The following is a 23081-nucleotide window of genomic DNA, read 5'->3' as shown; positions in this document are numbered from 1 at the left end:
TCCGATGACACAGTCGACCCGCATGAACTGGGACAACGCCCGCTTCTTCCTGGCCCTGGCGCGCACCGGCACGCTGCGCAGCGCCGCGGCGCAACTGAACGTCGATCAGGCGACGGTGGGACGCCGGATCGCCGCGCTGGAAGATGAACTCTCGGCCCGCCTGTTTCTTCGAACGCCGACCCTCTATGTGCTGACGACCGCGGGCGAAGCCCTGCTCGAACCGGCCGAAACGATGGAACGGGCGTCACTCACGATCGAACGCCGCGTGATGGGGCTCGACGAGCAGTTGGCCGGGTCCGTGCGCATCGCCACGACCGACTCGCTCGGCAAGCGTTTCGTGGTGCCCGCGATCGCCCGCCTGCGACGCAGGCATGCAGGCATCGACGTCGTATGCGTGACATCGGCCGAAATCGCCAACCTCACGCGCCGTGATGCGGACCTCGCGATTCGCACGTTGCGGCCGGATTCGCCGGATCTGATCGTCAGGCGGCTCGGGCATCTCGAAACGGGCATCTATGCTTCGCGCCGCTATCTGGCCGAGCGAGGCGAACCGGTCGCGGGCAGCGCGTTCGACGGGCACGATCTGGTGATGTACCAGCAGCCGGTGGTGCCGACGATGTGGGACGCGCTGTGCGGCGAACCGACTTCGCGCGGCCGCGTGATGTTCCAGACATCGTCGACGATGATGCTGGTCGAGGCTGCGCTGGCGGGGCTCGGCATTGCAGAGCTGCCGTGCTTCCGCGCCGACGCGGAGCCGGAGCTGGTGCGTCTCATGACGCGGCGATGCAATCATTTCGACGTGTGGCTCGTCGCCCATGCCGATCTCTACAAGACCGCGCGCGTGCAGGCCGTGATCGAAGCCGTCGTCGACGAATTCGCAACCGCCGGGCCCTCTGCACGGTAGCGGGCCCGTGTGTCAGCGCGCGGCCGGCTTGCGCCCGCTGCGCCACGCACGCACGCCCGAGTGCGATCCGGCCAATACGAAGAGCGTGCCTGCAATGCCCAGCGTCATCGCCCCGCCCCACAGCGCGCCGAACGTATTCATCCTTGCGCTCATGTGCGGTTCGGCAGGCCGGTAGCGTACCTCGACCACCTCGCCGAGATGGACGTCGACCTCGCCGCCTTGCGGGTATTCGATGCGTTCGCCCGCGCGCGTCGTGAATGCGATGTCCGGATGATGCGGCCCGTAGTCCAGCCGGACCACACGCCCCGGCACGACGATCGATTCACGCATGAAATCCCGGGTCGACTGGAAATCGAAGACCGCAAAGACCAGCAGCATCGTGCCAGTCAACACGGCGAGGCCGCCTTTGAATACCTGCATGTCGGATGTCTGCGTCATGTTCGAAGCGCTTGACCGTCGATGATGGCGCCGCTTCAGCGCGGCCGATACTCGCCGTCGGCCGCCGACCAGCGAAACGTCTGGCGCCATTTGCCGCCGCGCTGGCGCAGCTGCAGGTCGTGGAAACCGTCCGTCGACGTCGGCAGCACGTTCAGCGTATTGCTCCCCTCGGTGATGTCGTGATCGCGCGTACCATCGCGATGCCAGTCGCCGGCGACATCCTCGTAGTACATCATCGGCTGCGCGAACACGAGGCGCAGCGTCTTGCCGTCGATCCGGAACAGGTACAACGCCTCGAACGATGCGCCGCCGCCCGAATAACCGGCCGACCAACCTGCCCGCACGCCGAATGCCGCATCGCCCGCCCGCAGCGCGTAGGGGGCGAGATCGAACCGCAACCACCGCTCGGGCCGTATTGCGACGTTCTCCGTCGCGGCGGGGTCGGGACTCTCGATATTCGTCTGGCTCCAGTCGATCGCCTGGTCGAGCGCCTGTTCGGTACGTGCGACGAGTTGCGGCGCACCATCCGCACCGCGCTCGAACACACCCAGCCAGACCAGCTCCTTCGTGTCATCGACACCGGGGTGGTGCTCATAGCCCTCACAATCGGTGGGCGCACCGAATTTCAGCACTTCGCGCGCGAGGCCGTCGGTCGGTGCCGCGCAGACGATCGCGACAAACGCACCGGAGCGCTGCGGCCACGGCTTCGCGCCGACCAGCACGACGCGCCCAAGCGGCTGGCCGGGCGCAAGCTGCGCGACCAGCGCCTCTTTCGTGAAGCCCGGCGGCAGGTGTACGCCAAAACCGTCCTGTTCGGGCGCGCCGCTCATGTCGCGCGCGTACGCGGCGCGTGCGTCGGGCGAACTGAACTTCCCGGGCACCTGGTCAAGCGAATGGGCGGTGCCCGCCGCGTGTGCGGCCAGACCCGCGCATGCGGTGCCGATCGCGATCAGCCACGGTTTCAAGCGGATGGTCATGCCGGAATGTCCTGTGTAGACACGAGGCAACCTGCAGCGATGTCGCGCACGCGAGCGTCCGCGCGGCAACGAGATCGGCCCAGGAGTCTCGTGATGGGTTTCATGATGTTCTGCTCGACGGGGTTCGTCAGGATTCGGCGCAGCGCCAGCGGTCACGCACGCTTGCGCCCGCTGCGCCACGCACGCACGCCCGACCGCAGTTGACTGACGCCGGCCAGGAAAAAACCGACGCCCATCCCGCCGATCATCAGTACGTCGCCCCAGATCGCGCCGAACGTATTCATCCGCGCGCTCATCCCGGGCTCGTCGGGCGTGTAGCGCACCTCGACGGTCGCGCCGTCCTGCACGCTGACCGCGCCGCCTTGCGGGTATTCGACCTGCTCGCCGGCGAGCGTCGTGAACGCGATCTCCGGATGATGCGGGCCCGCGTTCAGCTTGATGACGTGCCCCGGCACGACGACCGACGTCCGCAGGAATTCGCGCGTCCACTGCGCGTACAGCACGGTGCCGATCAGCATGCACGTGCCCGCGATGGTAAAGACGATGCCCTTCGCGATCAGCGTCTCCGTCTGCTGCGCGGCGGTGCGGCTGGATCCGGACACCATCGCGCTCCCCTTACTTGCGTGACTGGTAGAACGACACCTCGATCTTCGACTGCGTCTTGCAGCGGTACATCACGCCGCGCCCCGTTTCGTCGGTCACGCCTTCGTACAGGCCGTTGCAGCCCGTGACCTTGTATTGCGCGAACGGAATGCGCTTGCCGTCCTGCGGCCGGACCAGCACCGGGATGCGCCCCATCGGGCCGTCGCCGACCGTGCGGACGAGCACCATGCGCGCCGCATCGATCGGCGCGGCGGAACGCACGTAGACCGTACGCCCCTGCGCGTCGGTCGTGCCTTCGACTTCGAGTTCCTGGTTGTCCTGCGCCGCGCTCGTGTAAAGCGCGAATGCATAGTGCGTGTTCGGCAGCACCTGTTTCGTCGCGGGATCGTGCAGCACGAAATAGCACCCGTTGGCGCCCCTGCCGGCCGTCGCCTGTCCGTCGGCCTGCGTGGGGTTGCACGTGTACGACGAACCGCCGACGGCGGCCTGTTGTGCCGGCTGCTGCCCGGTGCCGGCGCACCCGCCTGCCAGCGCAGCCATCAGCATCACGCATGCGCCGCGCGCGGCGCGATCGATCTTGATTTTCATGGGAAGGTGTCCCGTTCCTGATTGTTGTGGATGCCGGGCGTGCCGCGCCTGTCGCGCCGCCACGCCGCCCTCGGCATCCGGCAGGATACGGTTATCGCGGCACGCTGTAAATTGCGCGCCCTGCCGGCCGCGCCGCGCGGCTACCCGCCGCTCGCGACGCGCGCGATCGTCTGCCGCAGCCAGATGTGCGCGGCGTCGCCGTGCCGGCGCGCGTGCCAGTACTGGGCAAACTCGAACGAATCGATCGGGAACGGCGGCTCGAACACGCGCAGGCGTACGTCGCCGCACACGCGATCGAGATTGCGGCGCGCGACGGTCAGCACGAGGTCGGTGCCGGCGATCAGGTCGTTCGCGACGCTCCAGAACGGCAGGATCACCGCGATGCGCCGCTCGTGCCTCAACCGCGCGAGCGCGCGATCGACTTCGTTGTCCATCCCGTCGCGCATCGCGACCAGCGCGTGCGGCCGCGCGAGCCAGGCGTCGAGCGCGAGTTCGCCGCGGCGCGGCAGGCGGCTCGCATCGGCCACGCACGCGAACGATTCGACGAACAGCGGTTGCGCATGCAGGTCGCGCTGCAACGCGGGCAGCACGCCGAGCGCGAGATCGACCTCGCCGTCCATCAACTGCATCCGCATCGCCTCGCGCGTGGCCTGCGACACGATCAGCTCGATGCCCGGCGCATCGGCGCGCAGCGTCTTCACGAGCGCCGGCAACACGATCCGCGCGCCGTAGTCGGACATCGCGATACGAAAGACGCGCGTGGCCGCGGAAGGATCGAATGCCTGCGGCTCGACCAGCGCGCCAAGCCGGCCCAGGACGTCGTTCAGCGGTTCGACCAGTTCGTTCGCGCGCGCGGTGAGCTCGAGCCGCCCCGCGCGCCGCACGAGCAACGGATCGCCGAAGATTTCGCGCAGGCGCGCGAGCGCATGGCTCACGGCCGGCTGGCTGCGGTGCAGCCGGACGGCCGTGCGCGAGATGTGTTTTTCGCTCAGCAGCGCGTGCAGCGTCACGAGCAGGTTCAGGTCGATGCGGGCCAGATTATTCATGAAAGGAATATGAAGCATCCGAAGAACGAATTTCCATTCGCGATCTTAATGGACAACAATCATTTCAACATCCTTTCACGACCGACCAAGATGACGACTTCCGTTTCCTTCGCCACCCTTCCGCTCGCCGCCGCGGCTTTCGTCGCCGGCGCGCTCGTGCCGCTGCAAGGCGGCAGCAATGCCGCACTCGGGCGCGCGCTCGGCCACCCGCTGTGGGCGAGCGTCGCGTCGCTGACGGTCAGCCTGCTCGCGGTGCTGCCCGTGCTGCTGGCCACCCGCGCGAACGCGCCGCTCGTCGGCGACGCGCTGCAGCGCCCGCTGTGGATGTGGCTCGGCGGCCTCGCGGGCGTGATCTACATCACGCTCGCGCTGATCCTGACGCCGCGGCTCGGCGCGACGACCTTCATCGTCTGCGTCGTCGCCGGCCAAACGCTCGCGTCGCTGCTGATCGACCACTACGGGCTGATGGGGCTCGCGCAGCGGCTCGCGACACCCGGCCGCATCGCGGGCGTCGCGCTGATCTTCGCGGGAATGATCGTCGTGCAATGGCAGACGCCCGCGCCACGCGCGCCGGCCGCACCCGGCGACGCGGCGGTCGCGCAACCGGAACCGCAGCGCTGAATGCGCGACCGGCAGCGGGCGCGCACCGGTGCCCGGTGCGTCAGCCCGCGAGCTTCTTCAGCGCGTCGAGCACCGCGTCGCCCTTGAACGGCTTCACGATCCAGCCCTTCACGCCGGCGGCCTTGCCGCGCTCCTTCATCGCCGGGCTGCTTTCGGTCGTCAGCATCACGACGTTGACGGTCGAGTTCGCCAGTTCGCCGCGAATCTTCTCGACCATCGTCAGGCCATCCATGTTCGGCATGTTCACGTCGCTGATCACGAGGCGCACGCCGGGCGTCGCCTTGAGCTTCGCGAGACCGTCCTTGCCGTCGACGGCCGTCGCGACGTCAAGCCCGTGATTGCGCAGGAAGCCCGCGACTTCGTCGCGCACCGTACCCGAATCGTCGACCACCAGAATCTTTGCCATGTCGTATTCCCCTTCCTTTCCTTGTTGCTGACTTCAACATTCAAAACAGTTCGAGTTCGCCCGATTCGACCATCGGCCCCACGTCCTGCACCGATTCGCGGAAATCCTCCGGCGACCAGCTGAGGCTGAACACGAAGCGCTGGTCGAGGCAGACGGAGCGCCCCGATGCCGGGTCGGTCATCCGGTACTTGAAGCAGAGCTGCGGGCAGTCGCCGCCGAACGAGATGAACTTCTGCTTGTGATTGACGACGAGCGGCACCTGCACCGGATGGCGCGCCAGTGCCTCGGCATCGCCGAGATAGCGGTTCTTGAACGCGCCCCACACGAGGTTGGTCAGCTCGCCGAGCACGCTGTTCACATCGCGGAAATCCGGCGCGCGGCCGGCGTCACGCGTGCCGCCGAGCATGTCGAGCAGCGGCTGCTCGCTCGTCTGCAGCAGCATGTAACCGCGGCACCACGCGCTTTCGAGCGCGATCAGGCTGAACACTTCGCCGAAGATGATCTGGTCGCGCACGATGCACGGCGTCTCGTGCTCGATCGTCATGCCCGGGAACAGGCTGTCGATGCGCGCCTCGGTGATCTCCGAGATGCCACGCACGAGCGCGTTCGGGTAATCGCGGCCGAACAGGTATTCGTCGATCGCGCGCTTGAGCGGCGTCATGTCGTCCGCGACGTAGGCCGCGCACGCGACGCGCGCGAGCGCCTCCGGCAACCCGTCGCGCGACGCGAGCGATTCGCGGCGCAGGATGATCGGCAGTTCGGGGCGCAGCGCATCGATCTGCGTCGCGATGATCGCGCTCTCGGCCGGCGAGCCACCGTAATCCTCGGCCAGCAGGATCGCGCCGAGGTCGATGTTCGAGCGCAGCACCTTCAGCAGCCGGTTGCGCCGCACGGTCAGGCCGACCAGGTTGTGCTCGTCGCAGAAACGCTTGATCGTATCGGCATGCGCGCGGCTGTCGTCGAGCACGAGCACCTTGCTGACAGGCTTGTCTAAGGTCATCTCAAGGGTTCCTAATGGTCGATCAGGGTCGGTCAGAACAGTTCAAGTTCGCCGCCGGTATCCACCGTGGCCGTTTCCGGCACATGGAAATCGACCGGCGCGTTCGCGCACACGCACAACGTCGCACCGACCCGCACGTCGCCGTCGAGCGTCAGGTCGTAGGCGGCCACGTGATTCGGTGCCAGCGCGGGCAGGTAGTCAATGCTCGATCCGCTCAGCAGATAAGGCGTCGACATTCCCAGGTCCGGAAATGATGCGGTCAGTGCCTGGTTGATCGCGCCGCAGCACAGGTTCGCGACTTCCATGAACGCTTCGGGTAGCGGCCGCTGGCTGCTCGTGCCCGCCGTCGCACCGGAAAAATGGCGGCGCGTCGCGTCGTCGTCGCTGAAGCGCAGCGCGAGCAGCAGGCGGAAATGCAGCGCCGAGATCGTCAGCACCGCGACATGCTCGGGCACCTTCGGCTTCGTGCGCGACTTCGCGAGCGCGTGATCCTGCCCGTCGTGTGCGTGGCCGGCGGCGGGCCGGATGTCGCACGCGCCGCCGGACGCGAGCCGCGTGCGCGCCGCGTCGAAGAAGATCCGTTCGAAGCCGGCTTTCGCCTGCGCGCTGATCACGCCGCACCTCCTTCGATCCGCGCGTGCAGTTGCCCGGCCAGCGTCTCGACGGTCGCGAGCGCGGCCGTGATCATCTTGCCGCCGGCCTGGATGTCCTGGAACGTCGCGGCCGTCACGAGATCGTTGCGGTTCAGGCTGTCGCGATAGCTGTTCGACAGCTGCTGCGAGCGCGCGGCCAGTCCGCGCACCTCGCTCGCGACGATCGAGAAGCCGCGCCCGGCCGTACCGGCGCGCGCGGCCTCGATCGACGCGTTCAGCGACACGATCGACACGTGCGCGACGATCGCCGACAGTTCCAGGTTCTTCGTGCGCATGTCCTGGTTCTGCGTGGTCAGCGAGATCATCTGCTCGTGCCAGCGCTCGAAGGTGCCCGCGAGCCCGCGCAGACGCGCGGCTTCGTCGGCGATCTTCATCGCGTGCTGCGCGAGCGCCGTTCGATCGGCCGACAGCGCCTGCATCGCGTCGCGCTGCGTGCCGGCCGCGGACGTCTCGCGCGCCAGCGCATCCTCGAGCTGCGCCTCGCGCTGCGTCCACGCGTCGGCCGCCTCCGCATGCGCCGACACCGCGTCGGCGACGCGCGCATCGGCTGCGTCGAGCGCGCCGCGCAACTGTTCCTTATCGCGCTCAAGCGTCGCGACGAGCCGCTTGCGCATCACACGAAACACGATCGCCGCCACGACTGCGACGACTGCACCGCCCGCCAGGGCGGCGGCCATCTGGATCATCCACGCCTGCACGATCACGTCGTCACTCCGCCGCGCCGACATCCGCGCTGCGCGCGCGCTCGTGTGCAACGCCCTGCGCGGCACCGTCGGCCGCGAAACGGGCCGGCAACGACACGATCGTCTCGAACGCGCGATACGGCGCGCCGACGCGATCGTCGGTGAAGCGCAGCGCGATGTCGCCGCCGTCGCGCTTCAGGAAGTTGCGCACCGCGTCCATGCCGACGCCGCGCCCCGACACTTCGGTCACGGCACTCGCGGTCGAGAAGCCCGGCCGGAAGATCAGCTCGGCCACCTCATCATCGGACAGCGCCGTGTCGGGGTCGGCATCGATCCAGCCGCGCTCGCGCGCGATGCCGCGAATCCGGTCGAGCGCGAGGCCGCGGCCGTCGTCGCTCAGCACGAACCACAGCTCGCCGCCGCCCACGCCGACCGCGATGTCGATCGTGCCGGACGCTGCCTTGCCGGCCGCGCGCCGCTCGTCGGACGATTCGATCCCGTGGTCCATCGAATTGCGCAGCAGGTGCATGAACACGTTCTTCAGCGTCGCGGCGATCTCGCTGCGCACGCGGTGGCCGTGGCTGTCGATATGCACGACGGGTGCCGGCTTGCCGAGTTCGGCCGCGAGCGACGGCAGCGACTCGATCACGCCGCCGAGCGCATCGCCGATGCCCTGCGTGCCGAGCTGGCCCAGCATGCGGCGCACGGCATCGCGTGCCGCGTGCCAGTCGGCCGCGTTCGCCGGATCGGCGCCGTCGAGCACGCGCAGGCTCTCGCTGATGTGCGCGCGTTCGACCATCAGGAAGTCGGCGCCCTGCACCGCTTCGCCGCTGCGGCCAAGCGTGACCGCGTTGATCATCGCGTAGTGCTCGACGGCCTCGCGCACGCGCGCCAGGTCGTCCATCAGCGCGTCGCGGTTCCACTCGGGGCCGCCGTCCGCGCGGCGCAGCGAGTCGTACGCCTGCTCCGCTTCATGGACGATGTTCGTCAGGTGCTGGAGGCTGTACGTGCGCGCATTGCCCTTGATCGTGTGCATGTTGCGGAACAGCGCCGCGACGATCGAGTGATCGGCGCGCTCGTGCTGGCGGATCATCCGTTCGTTCTCGCTGAGGAAGCCCTTCGCGCTGTGCACGAAGTCGTGGAACTTGTCCTGGCTGATCGACAAAATCTCGCCGATCATTTCGAGGCGGCGCTGCTGCTCGCCGGCCTGCGCGGTCAGCTCGCGAATCTCGGTCACGTCGCGCACGCACAGCATCAGGCGCGCGACCGTGTCGGTCTCGTCGGTGATCGCCGACCAGCTCAGGTCGAGCCACTTCTCGCGGCCGTCCGGCATCCGCTTCGCGACTTCGTTCACCAGCAGATGCTCGTTGAACTCGAAGTTCATGCTGTCTTCGCCGAGGCACGCGTGCACGGCCGCGTCGACCTGCGAGCGTGCGTCGGAACCGATGTTCGAGTCGTCGAACACGAGCGCCATCAGGTCGCGGCCCGCGATGTCGTTCGTCTCGAAGATGGTTTCGAGGTACGCGGAATACTCCGCATGCACGACGCCGCCTTCGACGACCGTCAGGATCCCCTGCTGCATGTTCTGCAGCATCGCCTGAATGTCGGCCGTCTTCTGCTTGAGCTGCGCGGCATTCTCCTGGATCTTCTCGATCATCCCGTTGAACGCGACGATCGAATGACCGATTTCGTCCATCCTGCCCACCGGCACGCGGCGCGTGAAATCCTGGCTCGTCGCGATCTCGCTCATCGCCGTCTGCATCCCGATCAGCGGGCGCGTGATCTGGCGATACAGCAGCAGGCCGAGCGCGGTCAGCAGCACGATCACCGTGCCGGCAACGCCCGCGATCGCGGTCGCCGTCGTCGACAGCATCCCGTTCAGCGCGCTGATCGCGTCGTCCTTCTGGCGGTTCTTCTCGACGCGCAGCGTGTCGACGATGCTCTCGAGTTCGTCGCGATACTGCGCGACGTTCGCGAACAGGTACGCCTGCGCCATCTCGGGCTTGCCGTCGGCCTTCATCTTCACGGTGTCGTCGATCGCCGCGAAGTAGTTCGTGGCGCTGTCCTTCGCCTGCGAGACGAGCCCGACCTGCGCCTGGCCGACCGCCGACTTCGCCTGCACGTCGAGTGCGGCGCGCAGCGCGGCCTGCTTCGCCTTCAGCTCGTCGCGCGCCTGCGCGGCGGTATTCGCGTCGGGCGCGTAGACGAGCGTCATCGTCGCGATCTGGATGTTCTTCACATCGGCAACGAGATCCGCGGACGCGAGCGCGCTCGGCACGATTCCCTGGGTGACCTGACGCACCTCGGACGCGCTCTTGCGCGTCTGGTACACGGCATAAATGCCGATCGCGGACAGCGCGAAAAACGTCAGGACGACTAGCAGCGTAATGCGGTGACGGATGGTCATGAGTACAGCTCCCCGCAGCGATCCGGCTTCGATCGCCGTTTGGTCTATTGAAAGAATGTGAGCGCCGAATTATCGGGGATGGTGTATGACGCTCCGATGACCGGAAATCAATCGTTCATTGATAAAAATGAAATGAACAATTGTGACGAAAGAACCCTAAAGTATTGCCGGAATCTGCCGTTAACCCACTGCCTCAAGGCTTCGATCGGCACTACGACGCGGGCGGAAAATCCGGAATACGGATATTTTCTTTTTATTTATTTAATCCGCGGATTAGCCGCAATCGGGCTTTCGTAAAACGTTTGCGCATTATCGGCGAATTCAGTCGAATTCGCGATTTTTTATTGCCGGAGAGTGATTCAACGGACTGATGAAAACGATACCGCCCGCCGCGGGGACGACGAGCGACGATAAAGCGCATCGCATCGTCGCCCCCTGGGCGGGCGTGACCGGCTGGCTACCGCTCAGTGGCTGCTGGCGCGAGTCGCCCCCAGCCCCGTTTCCGAACGCACCTGCTGCGCGGCGAACGCGCCCTTCTCCGCCTTCGCGCGCAGGCTCGTGTCGAGTACCGAGAACAGCCACACGCCCACGAAGCCGATCGTCATCGAGAACAACGCGGGCGACGTGTACGGGAACCAAGCCGAACCCTTCGGATAACCGAGCGTCGCCTCCCACACCGACGGCGACACGATGGTCAACCCCACCGACGAGATCAGCCCGAGGAACCCGCCGATGATCGCGCCACGCGTGGTGCAGCCCTTCCACATCATCGACAGGAACAGCACCGGGAAATTGGCCGACGCCGCCACGGCAAACGCCAGCGACACCATGAACGCGACGTTCTGCTTCTCGAACGCGATGCCCAGCAGCACGGCGATCACGCCGAGCACCAGCGTCGTGATACGCGACACCTTCAGCTCGTCCGCGCTGTTCGCGTTGCCGTTCTTGAAGACGGTCGCATAGAGGTCGTGCGACACGGCAGAGGCACCCGACAGCGTGAGCCCGGCGACCACCGCCAGAATCGTCGCGAAGGCCACGGCCGAGATGAAGCCGTAGAACACGTCGCCGCCCACCGTCTTGGCCACCAGCACCGCAGCCATGTTGGCCGTGCCCGCACCGCCCTTGATCACGCCCTTGGCAACGTCGGACAGTTCCGGATTGGTCAGCACCAGCGTGATTGCGCCGAAACCGATGATGAAGATCAGCACGTAGAAGTAGCCGATCCAGGTGGTGGCCCAGAACACGGATTTACGCGCTTCCTTCGCATCCGGCACCGTGAAGAAGCGCATCAGGATGTGCGGCAGGCCGGCGGTGCCGAACATCAGCGCCATGCCGAACGAGATGGCCGAGATCGGATCCTTGATGAACCCGCCCGGCGACATCACCGACAGCCCGATCCGCGTGGCGTCGTCCGGCGATTTGCCGGCATTGGCGGCGATCGCGGTCTTGACTTCCACGGCATGGGCGAACAGCGCCTCCGGGCTGAAGCCGTACTGCGCGAGCACCATGATCGCCATGAACGTCACGCCCGCGAGCAGCATGCACGCCTTGATGATCTGCACCCACGTGGTGGCCGTCATGCCGCCGAACAGCACATAGACCATCATCAGCGCGCCGACGATGACGACGGCCACCCAGTAGTCGAGACCGAACAGCAGCTTGATGAGCTGCCCCGCGCCGACCATCTGCGCGATCAGGTAGAACGCCACCACCACCAGCGTGCCGACCGCGGCGAAACTGCGGATCGGCCCCTGCTCGAAGCGGTAGCCGGCGACGTCGGCGAAGGTGAACTTGCCGAGGTTGCGCAGCCGCTCGGCCATCAGGAACGTGATGACCGGCCAGCCGACCAGGAAGCCGATCGAGTAGATCAGGCCGTCGTAACCCGACGTCATCACCGCCGCGGAAATGCCGAGGAAGGATGCCGCCGACATGTAGTCGCCCGAGATCGCCAGGCCGTTCTGGAACCCGGTAATGCCGCCGCCGGCCGTGTAGAAATCCGCCGCGGAACGCGTGCGCGACGCCGCCCACTTGGTGATCCACAACGTCCCTGCCACGAACAGCGCGAACAGGATGATGGCCGTGGTGTTGGTCGCCTGCTTGGCGGTCTGCCCGACATCGCCGCCGCCCGCGACGGCCACGCCGCACGCGCCCGCGGCCAGCAGCGCAACCAGCGTCATCGAAAGAGTCTTCTTCATTGGGCGACGTCCTGCAGGATGTCCTGCGTCAGTTGATCGTATTCGTTGTTTGCGCGACGCACATAGAGGCCGGTGATGACGACGGTGAACACGATCACCGCCATGCCGACGGGTACACCGACACTCGTCACGCCGGTGCTCACAGGCTTCGCGAGGAACGACTTGTCGAAAGCGATCAGTGCGATGTAGCCGTAGTAGACGATCAGCATCAGCACGGTCAGGCAGATACCGAGCGTATTGCGCCGCCGCTTGAGCAGCGCATACTTCGGATGCGCTTCGATTTTTTTCACCAACCCATCATGCATCGCCTGTCTCCTGGTTTGCTTTTTGAATGAGTGTGGCGATTCTGGACGGCGAAGCTGACTGCGTGCTTACTCGATCTTTCGAGGGCGCACTATGGTTTTCCCTAGCGATTCCGGGCGCGGGTGCCGTTGTCGCACGCGAGACGCCCTCATCCTGTACGCGACCGTGCGCGGGGCGCGTCGCAACGTCGACGTCGTTTCGGCGCAGCGATGCGGGTTAGTCCGGACGCAATATTTCGATAGTGCTCAATAACCGGATAGTCGAGCGCAGCGTCGATCACGGATCGAGCGCGCCGCCCGACCATCCCGCCGACGGACGCGAACCCGTCAGCTTCAGCGCGACGTCGCCCTGCGCGACCAGACGCTCGCGATTGCGCGTGACGATGCGTCCGGCCTGCGGCGCGACCAGCACGTGCTCGCTGCCGGGTACGCCCGGATGCGCGACGATCCGTGCGATGCGCTCGCCCGCATCGACTGTCGCTCCTAGTTCGCGTTCGTACACGAGCACGCCCGACACCGGTGCGAGCACCGTCTCCATGTGCGCGATCGGCACGGCTTCGCCATGCCAGTCGTGCGCGCCGACTGGCTCCGCAATCACGCCACGGCCGCGCAGGAACGCAAGCACGCCGTCGGCATCGCGCGCGGCGAGCGCATCCGATACGTCGGATTGCCCGCGCAGCTCGACGGTCGCGACGAGCCGTTCGCGCAGGCCGCCGTTGCGCGCCCAGTGCGCGGCGATCGCGCCTTCGAACGCGCCGTCGTCATCCTCGTCCCACAGAATCGCGACGTCGACGCCGAGCGCGGCCGCGAGATCGCGACTGGCCGGCCACAGATCGCGCTGCAGGTACAGGTACGGCAGCGCGTCGGAATCGGTATGCAGGTCGAGCACGATATCGGCGTCGCACGCGGCGTCGAACAGCGTGCGCTGCCAGGCGGCGAATGTCGTCGCGGGCCGGCGCGCGGCGGCCGATTCATGGAAATGCCGGTTGAAATTGCGGTGCGTCGCATCGTGGAAGCGACCGAGCAGGCGCCCTTGCCGGAACTGCGCAAGCCCGAGCGGGTTCGCCTGCGGCACCACCGTCACCGTGCCGCGCAGCATGCCGCGATCGTGCGCGGCGCACAGCTGCGGGAGCAAGCGGTGCAGCACGAGCATGCCGGCGATCTCGTCCGCATGCACGCCGGCCTGCAGATGCACGCGCGGCCCGTCACCGCCCGACAGCCGCCACGCGCGGATCGCGAGCGGCTGCCCGTTGTCGCCGGGCACCTGCCATGTCAGCGCCTCGATCATCGTCCGTCCTCCTTCGGGTTCCGCTTGCACATCACGACACTGCGTGCGAATCCGCGCCAAGGCTCGCGACGAATGCCGCAATGCGCTCGCATGCGTCGGCCAGCTTCGCATCGTCGACGACGAAGCCGAAGCGCACGAAGCCGGATGCGGTATCGCCGAACGCGCTCGCGTCGAGCAGCGCGACCTGCTTTGCGCGGAACAATCCCCACGTGAATGCGTGCGCGTCGAGCCCGGTGCCGCGCACGTCGACCATCATGAACATTCCGGCTTCCGGCAGCTGGCAACGCAGCCCCGGCACGTCGCGCAGGCGCGCGTAGGCCAGGTCGCGGCGGCGCCGGTACAGCTCGCGCATGTCCGCGACGATCGCGGCCTTGTTGTCGAGCGCGGTGACGGCCGCCTGCTGGATGAAGCCCGGCAGCCCGTACAGCATGCACAGCGCGAGCCGCTCCGCGTGCTCGATCAGTTCGGCCGGGCCGATCGCCCAGCCGACCCGCCAGCCGGGCATCGCATGCGATTTCGACAGGCTGCCGATCGTCACCGTGCGCGTGGCCATCCCCGGCAGCGACGCGATGCTGACCATGTCGCGCTCGAACGTCAGTTCCGCATAGACCTCGTCGGACACGACCCACAGATCGCGCTCGCACGCGAGCCGCGCGATGCGTTCGAGATCGGCGCGCGGCAGCACGACTCCGGTCGGGTTGCACGGCGTCGCGAAGAAGATCGCCTTCGTGCGCGGCGTCACGGCCGCTTCGAGCGCGTCGAAGTCGAGATGAAAACCGCGCGACGCATCGACCGGCACCGGCACGAGCGTCGCGCCCGACGCCCGCACGCTCGCTTCGTACGTCAGGTACATCGGCTCCGGCACGATCACCTCGTCGCCCGTCTCGCACAGGCACATCGCCATCGCGAACAGCGCATTCTGCGCGCCGGCCGTCACGATCACATGCTCGGCACCGACGGCCTGCCCGGACGCCCTCGCATGCTCCCGCGCGATCGCCGCGCGCAGCTCCGCACGGCCGCGCACCTCGCTGTAGTGCGTATCGCCGCCGCGCAGCGCGGTCACCGCGCACTCGACGATCACGTCGGGCGTCGGGAAATCCGGATCGCCCACGCTCAGGATGATCGCCGGTTCGCCAGCCGCAACGGCCGCCTGTGCCGCGTAATGAATGTCCCATGCAGTCGTGCGCTTGCCCTGCAGGCGGTCGACCAGCTTCGAATAGTTCATGCGTTCTCCGTCGCGCGGCGACCGGGCGGCCGCCGCATCTTCAAGGGTTCGTTCACCGCGGCATGCGTACCGGCACACGCCGTTCGAGCCGGCCAAACGCGCGTTCGATCACGAACGCGAGCACGACATAGATCACCGCGATCGCCAGCAGCGGCTCGTAGGTCCGCAGCGTCTGCGCGCGGATGTAGTTCGCGGCGCCGAGCACGTCCATCACCGCGACCGTCGACGCGAGCGCGGTCGATTTCAGCAGCATCACCGTCTCGCCCGCGAGCGTCGGCAGCAGGATCTGGATAGCACGCGGCAGCCACACGCGCCGCGCGATCATCGACGGGCGCATCCCCATCGCGCGCGCCGCCTCGATCTCGCCCTTCGGCACGCCGCGCAGGCCCGCGCGCAGCACCTCGCCGACATACGCGCCGACGCTGATCACCAGCGCGAACGCGACATACCAGAAGCCGTCGCGCAGGAACGGCCACAGCACGCTGTCGCGCAGCGCGGGCCAGCCGGCGAACAGCGAGCCGACGCCGTAGTAGATCAGGTAGATCTGCACGAGCAGCGGCGTGCCGCGTATCACTTCGGTAAAAGCCTTGCTGACGCGCGCGACGACCGGGTTGCCCGACAGCCGCGCGAACGCGACGACGATCGCGAGCGCGAAGCCGAACACGGCCGAGATGACGAGCAGCTTGACGGTGGTCAGCACGCCAAGCAGCAGCAGCGATCCGTAGGAAGACAGTACGCTCAGATCCATGACGTTGATCCGGTTCGGTCGAAAAATGCGTGAGAAACCCCGGCGCGGCTCACGATGCCGGCATCCAGCGGCCGAAACGCCGCTCGATCTCGCGGAACAGCATGCCGGACAGCGACGTGATCGCGAAATACACGGCGGCCACCATCAGGTAGTAGTGCATGTATTCGCGCGTCGAGCCGGCCGCCTGCTTCGCGGTGTAGAGGAGTTCGCTGTAGCCGACCACGCTGATCAGCGCGCTGTCCTTCACGAGGATCAGCCACAGATTCGCGAAGCCCGCCAGCGCGTATGGCGCCATCGCAGGCAGCGTCACGCGCCGGAACACGAGCCCCGGGCGCGCACCGAACGCGCGGCCGGCCTCGATCTGCCCGTACGGGATCGCGAGGATCGCGCCGCGGATGATCTCCGCCGCATACGCACCCTGCACGATGCCGAGCACGATCACCGCCGCCGCGAAACCGTTGACCGCGACGGGTCCGACGCCGATCGCCGTCATCAGCAAGTTGATCGCGTCGGTGCCCGCGTAGTAGAGCAGCAGAATCAGCAGCAGCTCGGGCACCGCGCGGCACAGCGTCGTGTAGCCCTGCGCGATCCGTTCGAGGGAGCGCACGCCGGACAGCTTCGCGGCTGCGCCCAGCAGCCCGAGCACGATGCCGACGAAGAACGCGCCGAACGAAATCTCGAGCGTCACGCCGGCGCCCTGCAGCAGTGCGACGCCCCAACCGTCCGGGTCCATGCCCAGGTAGCTCACCCATCCCCAACCGTCCATGCCGCCTCCTCGTCCGTGCGTGCGTACGCCGATATGCCCGTATCCGCGCGCTCAGTGCGGCCAGAGGTCGATCGGAAAATACTTCTTCGCGATCTGCGCGTACTTGCCCGATGCATGAAGCTGTTCGAGTGCGGCGTCCATCTGCTGCTTCAGCGGCGCATCGGCCTTGCGCATCCCCGCGCCGACGCCGTAGCCGAAGATCGCCGGGTCCATCTTCACGCTGCCGGGACCCTTCAGCTCGAACGCCGCGCCATCCTTCGACTTCAGGAAATCGAGAATGCCGAGCTGGTCGAGATACATCGTGTCGATCCGGCCCGCGACGAGGTCCGCGTTACAGTCGTCCTGCGTGTTGTACAGGCGCACCGTCGCACCTTTGCCGTACGCCATCTTGATGAACTCGGCGTTCGCGGTGGAACCCTGCACGCCGATCACCTTGTCCTTCAGGCCGTCCGGCGTGAGCGTGAGCTTCGCGTTCTTCGCGCCGACGAAGGTGCCCGGCGTCTCGTAGTACGGCCGCGAGAACGCGATCACCTTCTGGCGTTCCGGCGTGATCGACATCGAGTTGAAGATCACGTCGATCTTGTCGCTGAGCAATGCCGGGATGATGCCGTCCCACGCGACTTCCTTGATCTCGCACTTTGCCTTCATCTGGTCGCACAGCGCGCGGATCAGGTCGGCTTCGAAGCCGCTCCACTGCCCCGTCGGGCTCTTCATCAGGAACGGCGGATACGGTTCGGCGGCGACGCCGAAGCGCAGCACGCCCGACGACGCGTGCGCGGAACCGAGCGGCGCGAGTGCCGCGGCGACGATACTGAACAGGCACAGCAGACTGCGTACGACACGCTTCATGGTCGAACTCCTTGCGGGAAAGATTCGGATCGATCGGGCCGGCCCGCGCGTGCGGGCGGCTCCCGTGGTTCAGTGGTGTTGCCGGTGCGCGTTGACGAACTGGCGGCAGCGTTCGCTCTGCGGCGCGTCGAAGATCTCGGCCGGCGTGCCGCTCTCCTCGACGCGCCCCTGATGCAGGAACAGCACCTTGTTCGACACATCGCGTGCGAACGCCATTTCGTGCGTGACGAGAATCATCGTGCGGCCTTCGCACGCGAGATCGCGAATCACCTTCAGCACTTCGCCGACGCGTTCGGGATCGAGCGCGGAAGTCGGCTCGTCGAACAGCATCACCTTGGGCCGCATGGCCAGCGCGCGCGCAATCGCGACGCGCTGCTGCTGGCCGCCGGACAGGAATGCGGGATAGACGTTGCGCTTGTCGGCAAGGCCGACGCGTTCGAGCAGCTGCTCGGCGCGCGCGATCGCTTCGGCGCGCGGTTCGCGCAGCACATGCACGGGCATCTCGATCACGTTCTCGAGCACCGTGCGGTGCGCCCACAGGTTGAAGCTCTGGAACACCATGCCGAGCCGCGTGCGAATGCGCTCGACCTGGCGCGGATCGGTCGGCACCGTGCGACCCTTGCGGTCGACCTTCAGGCCGATCTCCTCGCCGTCGACCACGATGCGTCCGCGGGTCGGCGTTTCCAGCAGGTTGATGCAGCGAAGCAGCGTGCTCTTGCCCGAGCCGCTCGCGCCGATCAGCGAGATCACTTCGCCTTCGCGCGCGCTCAGCGACACGCCCTTCAACACCTCCAGCTCGCCGAACCGCTTGTGCAGGTCCATCACCTGCACGCGTTCCTCGACGGCCGCCTTCACGCTCTCCACCCGCGCCAACATGCTGTCTCCTGTGTCGAATTCTCACGCCCGTCCCGTGCGGGATCGCGGCGTCTTGTTGAATGGCCGACCAACCTCATGCGGAGTCGAGTATAGGCGCTGTTGAACGGTGGTTCAACAGATTTCAATAATCCGGAAGCAAGGGTTTTCGCGGGTTCCGCGCCGCTTTCGACGGTGTAATTGAACAAGCGTCCGACACTCCCCTATAATCGGTGCCATGACGATTCCGTAAGGTCACTCCGTGAAAAAGACTCCTGGCAGCGCACCGGTTCAGACCCGCGGCCGCGGTATCCGCGAAACGCCCGCGGTGCGGCAGCAATCGATCATCGACGCGACGATGCGCTGCATCGCGCGCTACAGCTATTCGGAAACCACGATCGACCGCATCTGTGCGGAAGCGAAGGTATCGCGCGGGCTGATCAACCATCACTTCCAGTCGAAAGACGAGCTGATGGCGCAGACCTACAAGCGGCTCGCATCCGACCTGCTCGACGTGTCGCGCGCGGCGGCCGCGAACGCGACCGGCCCCGAGGACAAGCTCGACGCGATCATCAAGGTGTGTTTTGCCGCGCCGGTGTTCGCGCCGAAGAACGTGAAGGTGTGGCTCGGCTTCTGGAGTGTCGCCCATAGCGATCCGGTGATCCGCAAGGCGCACAAGGAGCTGTATGCCGGCTACCGGCAGGCATTGAAGAAACTGTTCGACCAGATCGCGGAAGTGCGTGGCGGAACCGTCGACAGCGATCTCGCCGCGTTGACGCTGACGGCCGTGATCGACGGGTTCTGGCTCGAACTCGCGCGCGACCCGACGTCGTTTACCGCGGAAGACGCGCTGACGAGCTGCCTGCGCGTCGTCGATACGTTCCTGCCGCCGCCGAAGACGGCCCGCAAGCGCGCGTAGGACGCCGCGCCACAACGGCAGCATGGCTGCCGGATCGCCGCCGGCCATCCGGCGGCACCCACGACGGCCTCGCATTGCGAGGCCGTTCGTGTTCTCAGCGCGCGCGGATCTCGATCAGATACGGCGCATCGTGCGCCGCTGCTTCACCGAGTGCGCCAGCCAGCGACCCACCCTCCTCGACCCGCTGCGCGCCCCATCCATACGCCCGTGCGATCGCGACGAAATCCGGCGTATGCAGATCCACGCCGACCGGCTCGACGCCGCCGTCGACCATCGCGCGCTTGATTTCCCCGTATCCGCCGTTGTTCAGCAGCACGACGATCACACGCGCACGATGCTGCACCGCCGTGCCGAGCTCCGCGAGCGTGTACTGGAATCCGCCATCGCCGGCGATGCAGACCACCGGTCGCGACGCATCGCCGAGGCTCGCACCGACCGCCGCCGGCAGCCCGTAGCCGAGCGAGCCGAACCCGACCGACGCGTTGAACCAGCTGCGCGGGCGCGGCGCCGCAAAACCGACGTTGCCCGCGTAGACGATGCGTGTCGAATCCCCGACGATCGCCGCATCGGGCAGCGTGTCGCGCACGCTGTCGAGCAGCGCGAGATCGCGCCGCATTTCGTCGTTCAGTTCCTGTCGCGCCGCCGCACGGCACATCACCGCGCGTTCGACGCCGTCGCGATCCGCCTGCGCGTGCGTATCGCCGGGCCACACGCGCCGCAGCGCGCGCAGGGTTTCGCCGACGTCGCCGAGCAAAGGCAGCGCGGGCACCGCATTGCGGCACAGCTGCTGCGGATCGATGTCGATCCGCACGAGCGGCGCGGGCATCGAAAAACTGCGCGTCGCGTACAGGTCGTAGTCGGTCGGCCCGAGTTCGGTGCCGAGCGCGACGATCAGGTCGCTGTCGCGCATCAGTGCGCGCACCGCGTCGCTCGACGCCGACCACGCGATGCCGAGCGGATGCGCGGGCGGCAGCACGCCGCGCCCGTTGATCGTCATCACGACCGGTGCGTCGAGCGTTTCCGCGAGCCAGCGCACGTCGGCGGCCGCGTCGAGTGCGCCGCCGCCCGCGAGGATCAGCGGCGCGCGCGCGGCCGCCGCCTTCGCGCGCAGTGCGTCGATGCCGTCGGCCGACGCGGGGCCGGGCGCGATGCGCGGGGGCGCAGCCGGCACCGGCGGCAACGTGTCGGCCGGCGCCGCGAGCACGTCGAGCGGAATCTGGAGGTGAACCGGGCGCGGCCGGCCGCCCGAGAACACCGCGAACGCGCGCGCGATCGCCTGCGGCAGTGCGTCGGCGCGCGGCACCGTATAGCTGAACGCGGCGACGTTCTCCGCGAACGCGTGCTGGTCCGGCAGTTCGTGCAGATGGCCGTTGCCCGAACCGATATCGCCGGACGCGTTGACGCTCGAGATCACCAGCATCGGAATCGAATCCGCATACGCCTGCGCCATCGACGTCGCGATGTTCGTCATCCCGGGGCCGGTGATCACGAAGCACACGCCGGGCTTGCCGGTCGCGCGCGCATAGCCGTCCGCCATGAAGCCGAGGCCCTGCTCGTGGCGCGCGCTCACGTGACGCAGCCCGCTGCCGGCCAGGCCGCGATACAGCTCGATCGTATGCACGCCGGGAATGCCGAACACCGTATCGACGCCGTATGCGGCGAGCAGGTCGACGAGATACATGCCAACTGTTTTCATCAGAATTTGCTCCGAGAGACCCCGCCATTTCCCTCAAGGGGACTTCCTTCGAGGCGAATGGCGGGAAGGAAAGGAGTGCTGTTGACAGGCAGCTTCTTCCACGGGTTAGGATCACCGGCATGATCCTTGTCTACCGCTACCGCGTGAAGTCGCTCAACGGACTGCTCAACAAGCAGAGCCGTGCGGTGAACTACGTCTGGAACTTCTGCAATGACACACAGAAGCACGCGCTCAAGTGGAGCAAGAAGTGGCCGACGGGATTCGATCTGAACGTGCTGACGACGGGGAGCAGCAAGGCGCTCGGCATCCACTCCGGCACGATCAACGCAACCTGCGAGCAGTACGCGAAATCTCGCAGCCAGAGCCGACGTCCTTGCTTGCGCTATCGCGGCAGGAAATCGCTTGGTTGGGTGCCGCTGAAGGGCCGTGATTTGAAGCGTGAAGGCGACGCGTTCCGATTTGCCGGCAACACGTTCCGCGTGTTCAACAACCGCCCGCTTCCCGAGGGCAAGATCAAGGACGGAACCAATTTCGCGCAAGATGCGCGCGGCAACTGGTTTCTCAACATCGTGATCGAGATACCCGATGTTCAGGTGCGCCCGATTCGTTCGGGTGTCGGTATTGATCTTGGCCTGAAAGACTTCGCCACACTTTCGACCGGCGAAAAGCTGCCGAACGACCGGTTTGGTCGGCGTGCAGCCGAAAAGCTGGCGAAAGCCCAACGTGCGCGAAAGCACAAGCGGCACATTGCGAAGCTGCACGCGAAGGTGGCGAATGCCCGCGCCGACTTCCAGCACAAGCTCGCGCTCGATCTGGTGCGGCGATTCGATTACATCGCGGTTGGCAACGTATCTGCCGCCCAACTCGCCAAAACCAGGATGGCGAAGAGCATCTACGACGCATCCTGGTCGTCCTTCCGAAACAAGCTCCGCTACAAAGCGATCGCGCACGGGGCCACGTTCGAGGAAGTCGACGAAAGCGGTTCTACCCAGTCCTGTTCGGCGTGCGGGTCGAAAGACAGCACGACGCGGCCGAAAGGTATCGCAGGGCTGCGAATAAGAGAGTGGGTTTGCAGTGAATGTGGTGTCGCACATGATCGTGATATCAACGCTGCCCGAAACATTCTCCGATGCGGACGTGCATCGCCAGCTGTGGGAATCCTCCGCCTTTAGGCCTGAGGAGGACGTCAATTTGCTTCCATCGTTCAAGGTAGGTTTCCGGATCGCGTACCGGCCGGCGCGGCCGCCGTCAGTGCGCGAGCCCCGGCAGCAGTTCGCGCACGCCTTGCGCGAGCATCTGGAACGCGATCGCGGTCAGCACGATGCCCGACAGCCGCTCGACGAGCGTCCTGCCGATCTCGCCGAGCCGCCGGCACCACGATGCCGAGCACGCGTACGTGAGCCCGATCACGCCCGCATGCAGCACGCAGGCCGCGCTCAGCGCGAGCAGGTCGGACGGCGTGTGAAAGCGGGTCGCAGTCGTGATCACGAGCGACATCACCGCGCTGCCGATCGACAGCGGAAAGATCAGCGGCACCGCGATGTAGTTGCGCCACTGCGCATATTCGAGCCGCCGGTCGCCGCCGCTGCGTTCGTCGTTGGCCGTGCCGCGCATCATCGGGATCGACCACAGGCACAGCACGAGGCCGCCCGTCAGCGTCAGCGCGCCGAGCGTGAGGCCGAGCATACGCAGCAGGAACTGCCCGCCCCATACCGCGCCGACCATCAGCGCCGCGATCCACGCGAACAGCCTGAACGCGATCTGCCGCTGCGTCACGTCGGGAAAATGCCCGGTGACGGCCGCGTACATCGGGATCGCGACCGGCGGACAGAACAGCGTCAGCAGGCCGGTCAGGAACAGCAGCACGTCGCTCGACGTCAGGGTCATCGCTCGAACTCGGATGCGGTCGGAGGGT

24 protein-coding genes are annotated in these 23081 nt (G+C 66.7%); 4 read left to right on the top strand and 20 right to left on the bottom strand.

The window, feature by feature from the left end; translation table 11 throughout:
- Positions 1-22: 22 nt before the first annotated feature.
- Positions 23-904, top strand: a complete 882-nt coding sequence (locus tag LGN19_RS01425; RefSeq protein WP_174956571.1) for a LysR family transcriptional regulator — start codon at positions 23-25, stop codon at positions 902-904.
- A gap of 12 nt (positions 905-916) precedes the next feature.
- Here LGN19_RS01425 and LGN19_RS01420 read toward each other — a convergent pair whose 3' ends face one another.
- From LGN19_RS01420 to LGN19_RS01400, 5 genes are all read right to left on the bottom strand, one after another.
- Complete coding sequence (locus LGN19_RS01420) at positions 917-1324, bottom strand: DUF3592 domain-containing protein (RefSeq protein WP_226212937.1); 408 nt, start codon at positions 1322-1324, stop codon at positions 917-919.
- Between the two features lie 53 nt (positions 1325-1377).
- Positions 1378-2319, bottom strand: a complete 942-nt coding sequence (locus LGN19_RS01415) for a hypothetical protein (RefSeq protein WP_226212936.1) — start codon at positions 2317-2319, stop codon at positions 1378-1380.
- Positions 2320-2471: 152 nt separating this feature from the next.
- Positions 2472-2924 (bottom strand): DUF3592 domain-containing protein, encoded by a 453-nt coding sequence (locus LGN19_RS01410; protein WP_226212935.1) that lies wholly within the window; start codon positions 2922-2924, stop codon positions 2472-2474.
- A gap of 10 nt (positions 2925-2934) precedes the next feature.
- Positions 2935-3510, bottom strand: coding sequence for a hypothetical protein (locus LGN19_RS01405; protein ID WP_226212934.1), 576 nt, complete (start codon positions 3508-3510; stop codon positions 2935-2937).
- 140 nt (positions 3511-3650) lie between these two features.
- Positions 3651-4556: a LysR family transcriptional regulator gene (locus LGN19_RS01400; RefSeq protein ID WP_226212933.1), complete on the bottom strand. Its 906-nt coding sequence runs from the start codon at positions 4554-4556 to the stop codon at positions 3651-3653.
- A gap of 90 nt (positions 4557-4646) precedes the next feature.
- Between LGN19_RS01400 and LGN19_RS01395 the strand changes: the two genes are divergently transcribed.
- Entirely contained in the window at positions 4647-5177 is a 531-nt protein-coding gene (locus tag LGN19_RS01395; RefSeq protein ID WP_226212932.1) for a DMT family transporter, read from the top strand.
- A gap of 40 nt (positions 5178-5217) precedes the next feature.
- Here the strand turns inward: LGN19_RS01395 and LGN19_RS01390 are convergent, their stop codons facing one another.
- The 13 genes from LGN19_RS01390 to LGN19_RS01330 form a co-directional block, all read right to left on the bottom strand.
- Positions 5218-5583: a response regulator gene (locus LGN19_RS01390; RefSeq protein ID WP_011355572.1), complete on the bottom strand. Its 366-nt coding sequence runs from the start codon at positions 5581-5583 to the stop codon at positions 5218-5220.
- A 40-nt stretch (positions 5584-5623) separates the two neighbouring features.
- On the bottom strand, positions 5624-6583 hold the full coding sequence (locus tag LGN19_RS01385) for a chemotaxis protein CheX (RefSeq protein WP_122949377.1): 960 nt from the start codon (positions 6581-6583) through the stop codon (positions 5624-5626).
- Positions 6584-6615: 32 nt separating this feature from the next.
- Entirely contained in the window at positions 6616-7197 is a 582-nt protein-coding gene (locus LGN19_RS01380; RefSeq protein WP_226212931.1) for a hypothetical protein, read from the bottom strand.
- Entirely contained in the window at positions 7194-7964 is a 771-nt protein-coding gene (locus LGN19_RS01375; RefSeq protein ID WP_175221584.1) for a methyl-accepting chemotaxis protein, read from the bottom strand. The genes LGN19_RS01380 and LGN19_RS01375 overlap by 4 nt, the downstream gene beginning before the upstream one ends.
- Entirely contained in the window at positions 7945-10326 is a 2382-nt protein-coding gene (locus LGN19_RS01370) for an MCP four helix bundle domain-containing protein (RefSeq protein WP_226212930.1), read from the bottom strand. Before LGN19_RS01370 ends, LGN19_RS01375 begins: the two co-directional genes overlap by 20 nt.
- A gap of 464 nt (positions 10327-10790) precedes the next feature.
- Positions 10791-12521: a cation acetate symporter gene (locus LGN19_RS01365; protein WP_226212929.1), complete on the bottom strand. Its 1731-nt coding sequence runs from the start codon at positions 12519-12521 to the stop codon at positions 10791-10793.
- Entirely contained in the window at positions 12518-12826 is a 309-nt protein-coding gene (locus tag LGN19_RS01360) for a DUF485 domain-containing protein (RefSeq protein WP_122949372.1), read from the bottom strand. Before LGN19_RS01360 ends, LGN19_RS01365 begins: the two co-directional genes overlap by 4 nt.
- Positions 12827-13100: 274 nt before the next feature.
- Entirely contained in the window at positions 13101-14111 is a 1011-nt protein-coding gene (locus LGN19_RS01355; RefSeq protein WP_226212928.1) for a succinylglutamate desuccinylase/aspartoacylase family protein, read from the bottom strand.
- A gap of 31 nt (positions 14112-14142) precedes the next feature.
- A complete protein-coding gene (locus tag LGN19_RS01350; RefSeq protein ID WP_226212927.1) occupies positions 14143-15336 on the bottom strand; it encodes a pyridoxal phosphate-dependent aminotransferase in 1194 nt (397 codons plus the stop codon).
- A gap of 52 nt (positions 15337-15388) precedes the next feature.
- Positions 15389-16084, bottom strand: a complete 696-nt coding sequence (locus tag LGN19_RS01345; protein WP_089432493.1) for an ABC transporter permease — start codon at positions 16082-16084, stop codon at positions 15389-15391.
- Positions 16085-16133: 49 nt separating this feature from the next.
- The gene (locus LGN19_RS01340; protein WP_174956544.1) at positions 16134-16850 is read right to left on the bottom strand and encodes an ABC transporter permease; all 717 of its coding nucleotides are present in this window, start codon (positions 16848-16850) and stop codon (positions 16134-16136) included.
- A 51-nt stretch (positions 16851-16901) separates the two neighbouring features.
- The gene (locus LGN19_RS01335) at positions 16902-17699 is read right to left on the bottom strand and encodes a transporter substrate-binding domain-containing protein (RefSeq protein ID WP_226212926.1); all 798 of its coding nucleotides are present in this window, start codon (positions 17697-17699) and stop codon (positions 16902-16904) included.
- 69 nt (positions 17700-17768) lie between these two features.
- The gene (locus tag LGN19_RS01330; RefSeq protein ID WP_413227181.1) at positions 17769-18554 is read right to left on the bottom strand and encodes an ABC transporter ATP-binding protein; all 786 of its coding nucleotides are present in this window, start codon (positions 18552-18554) and stop codon (positions 17769-17771) included.
- A gap of 259 nt (positions 18555-18813) precedes the next feature.
- Between LGN19_RS01330 and LGN19_RS01325 the strand changes: the two genes are divergently transcribed.
- Entirely contained in the window at positions 18814-19470 is a 657-nt protein-coding gene (locus LGN19_RS01325; protein ID WP_226212924.1) for a TetR family transcriptional regulator C-terminal domain-containing protein, read from the top strand.
- Between the two features lie 94 nt (positions 19471-19564).
- Here the strand turns inward: LGN19_RS01325 and LGN19_RS01320 are convergent, their stop codons facing one another.
- Positions 19565-21166 (bottom strand): 5-guanidino-2-oxopentanoate decarboxylase, encoded by a 1602-nt coding sequence (locus LGN19_RS01320; protein WP_226212923.1) that lies wholly within the window; start codon positions 21164-21166, stop codon positions 19565-19567.
- A 119-nt stretch (positions 21167-21285) separates the two neighbouring features.
- Here LGN19_RS01320 and LGN19_RS01315 point away from each other — a divergent pair, with 119 nt between their 5' ends.
- Entirely contained in the window at positions 21286-22338 is a 1053-nt protein-coding gene (locus LGN19_RS01315) for an RNA-guided endonuclease InsQ/TnpB family protein (protein ID WP_226212922.1), read from the top strand.
- Between the two features lie 76 nt (positions 22339-22414).
- On the opposite strand, the gene LGN19_RS01310 is transcribed toward LGN19_RS01315, so the two are convergent.
- Positions 22415-23053 (bottom strand): MarC family protein, encoded by a 639-nt coding sequence (locus tag LGN19_RS01310; RefSeq protein WP_122949365.1) that lies wholly within the window; start codon positions 23051-23053, stop codon positions 22415-22417.
- Positions 23054-23081 lie beyond the last annotated feature (28 nt).

This window comes from Burkholderia sp. AU30198, from assembly GCF_020419825.1.
Taxonomy (GTDB): Bacteria; Pseudomonadota; Gammaproteobacteria; order Burkholderiales; family Burkholderiaceae; genus Burkholderia.
Note: the sequence above shows the minus strand (reverse complement) of the source record. Positions and strands in the feature narration are given on the sequence as shown.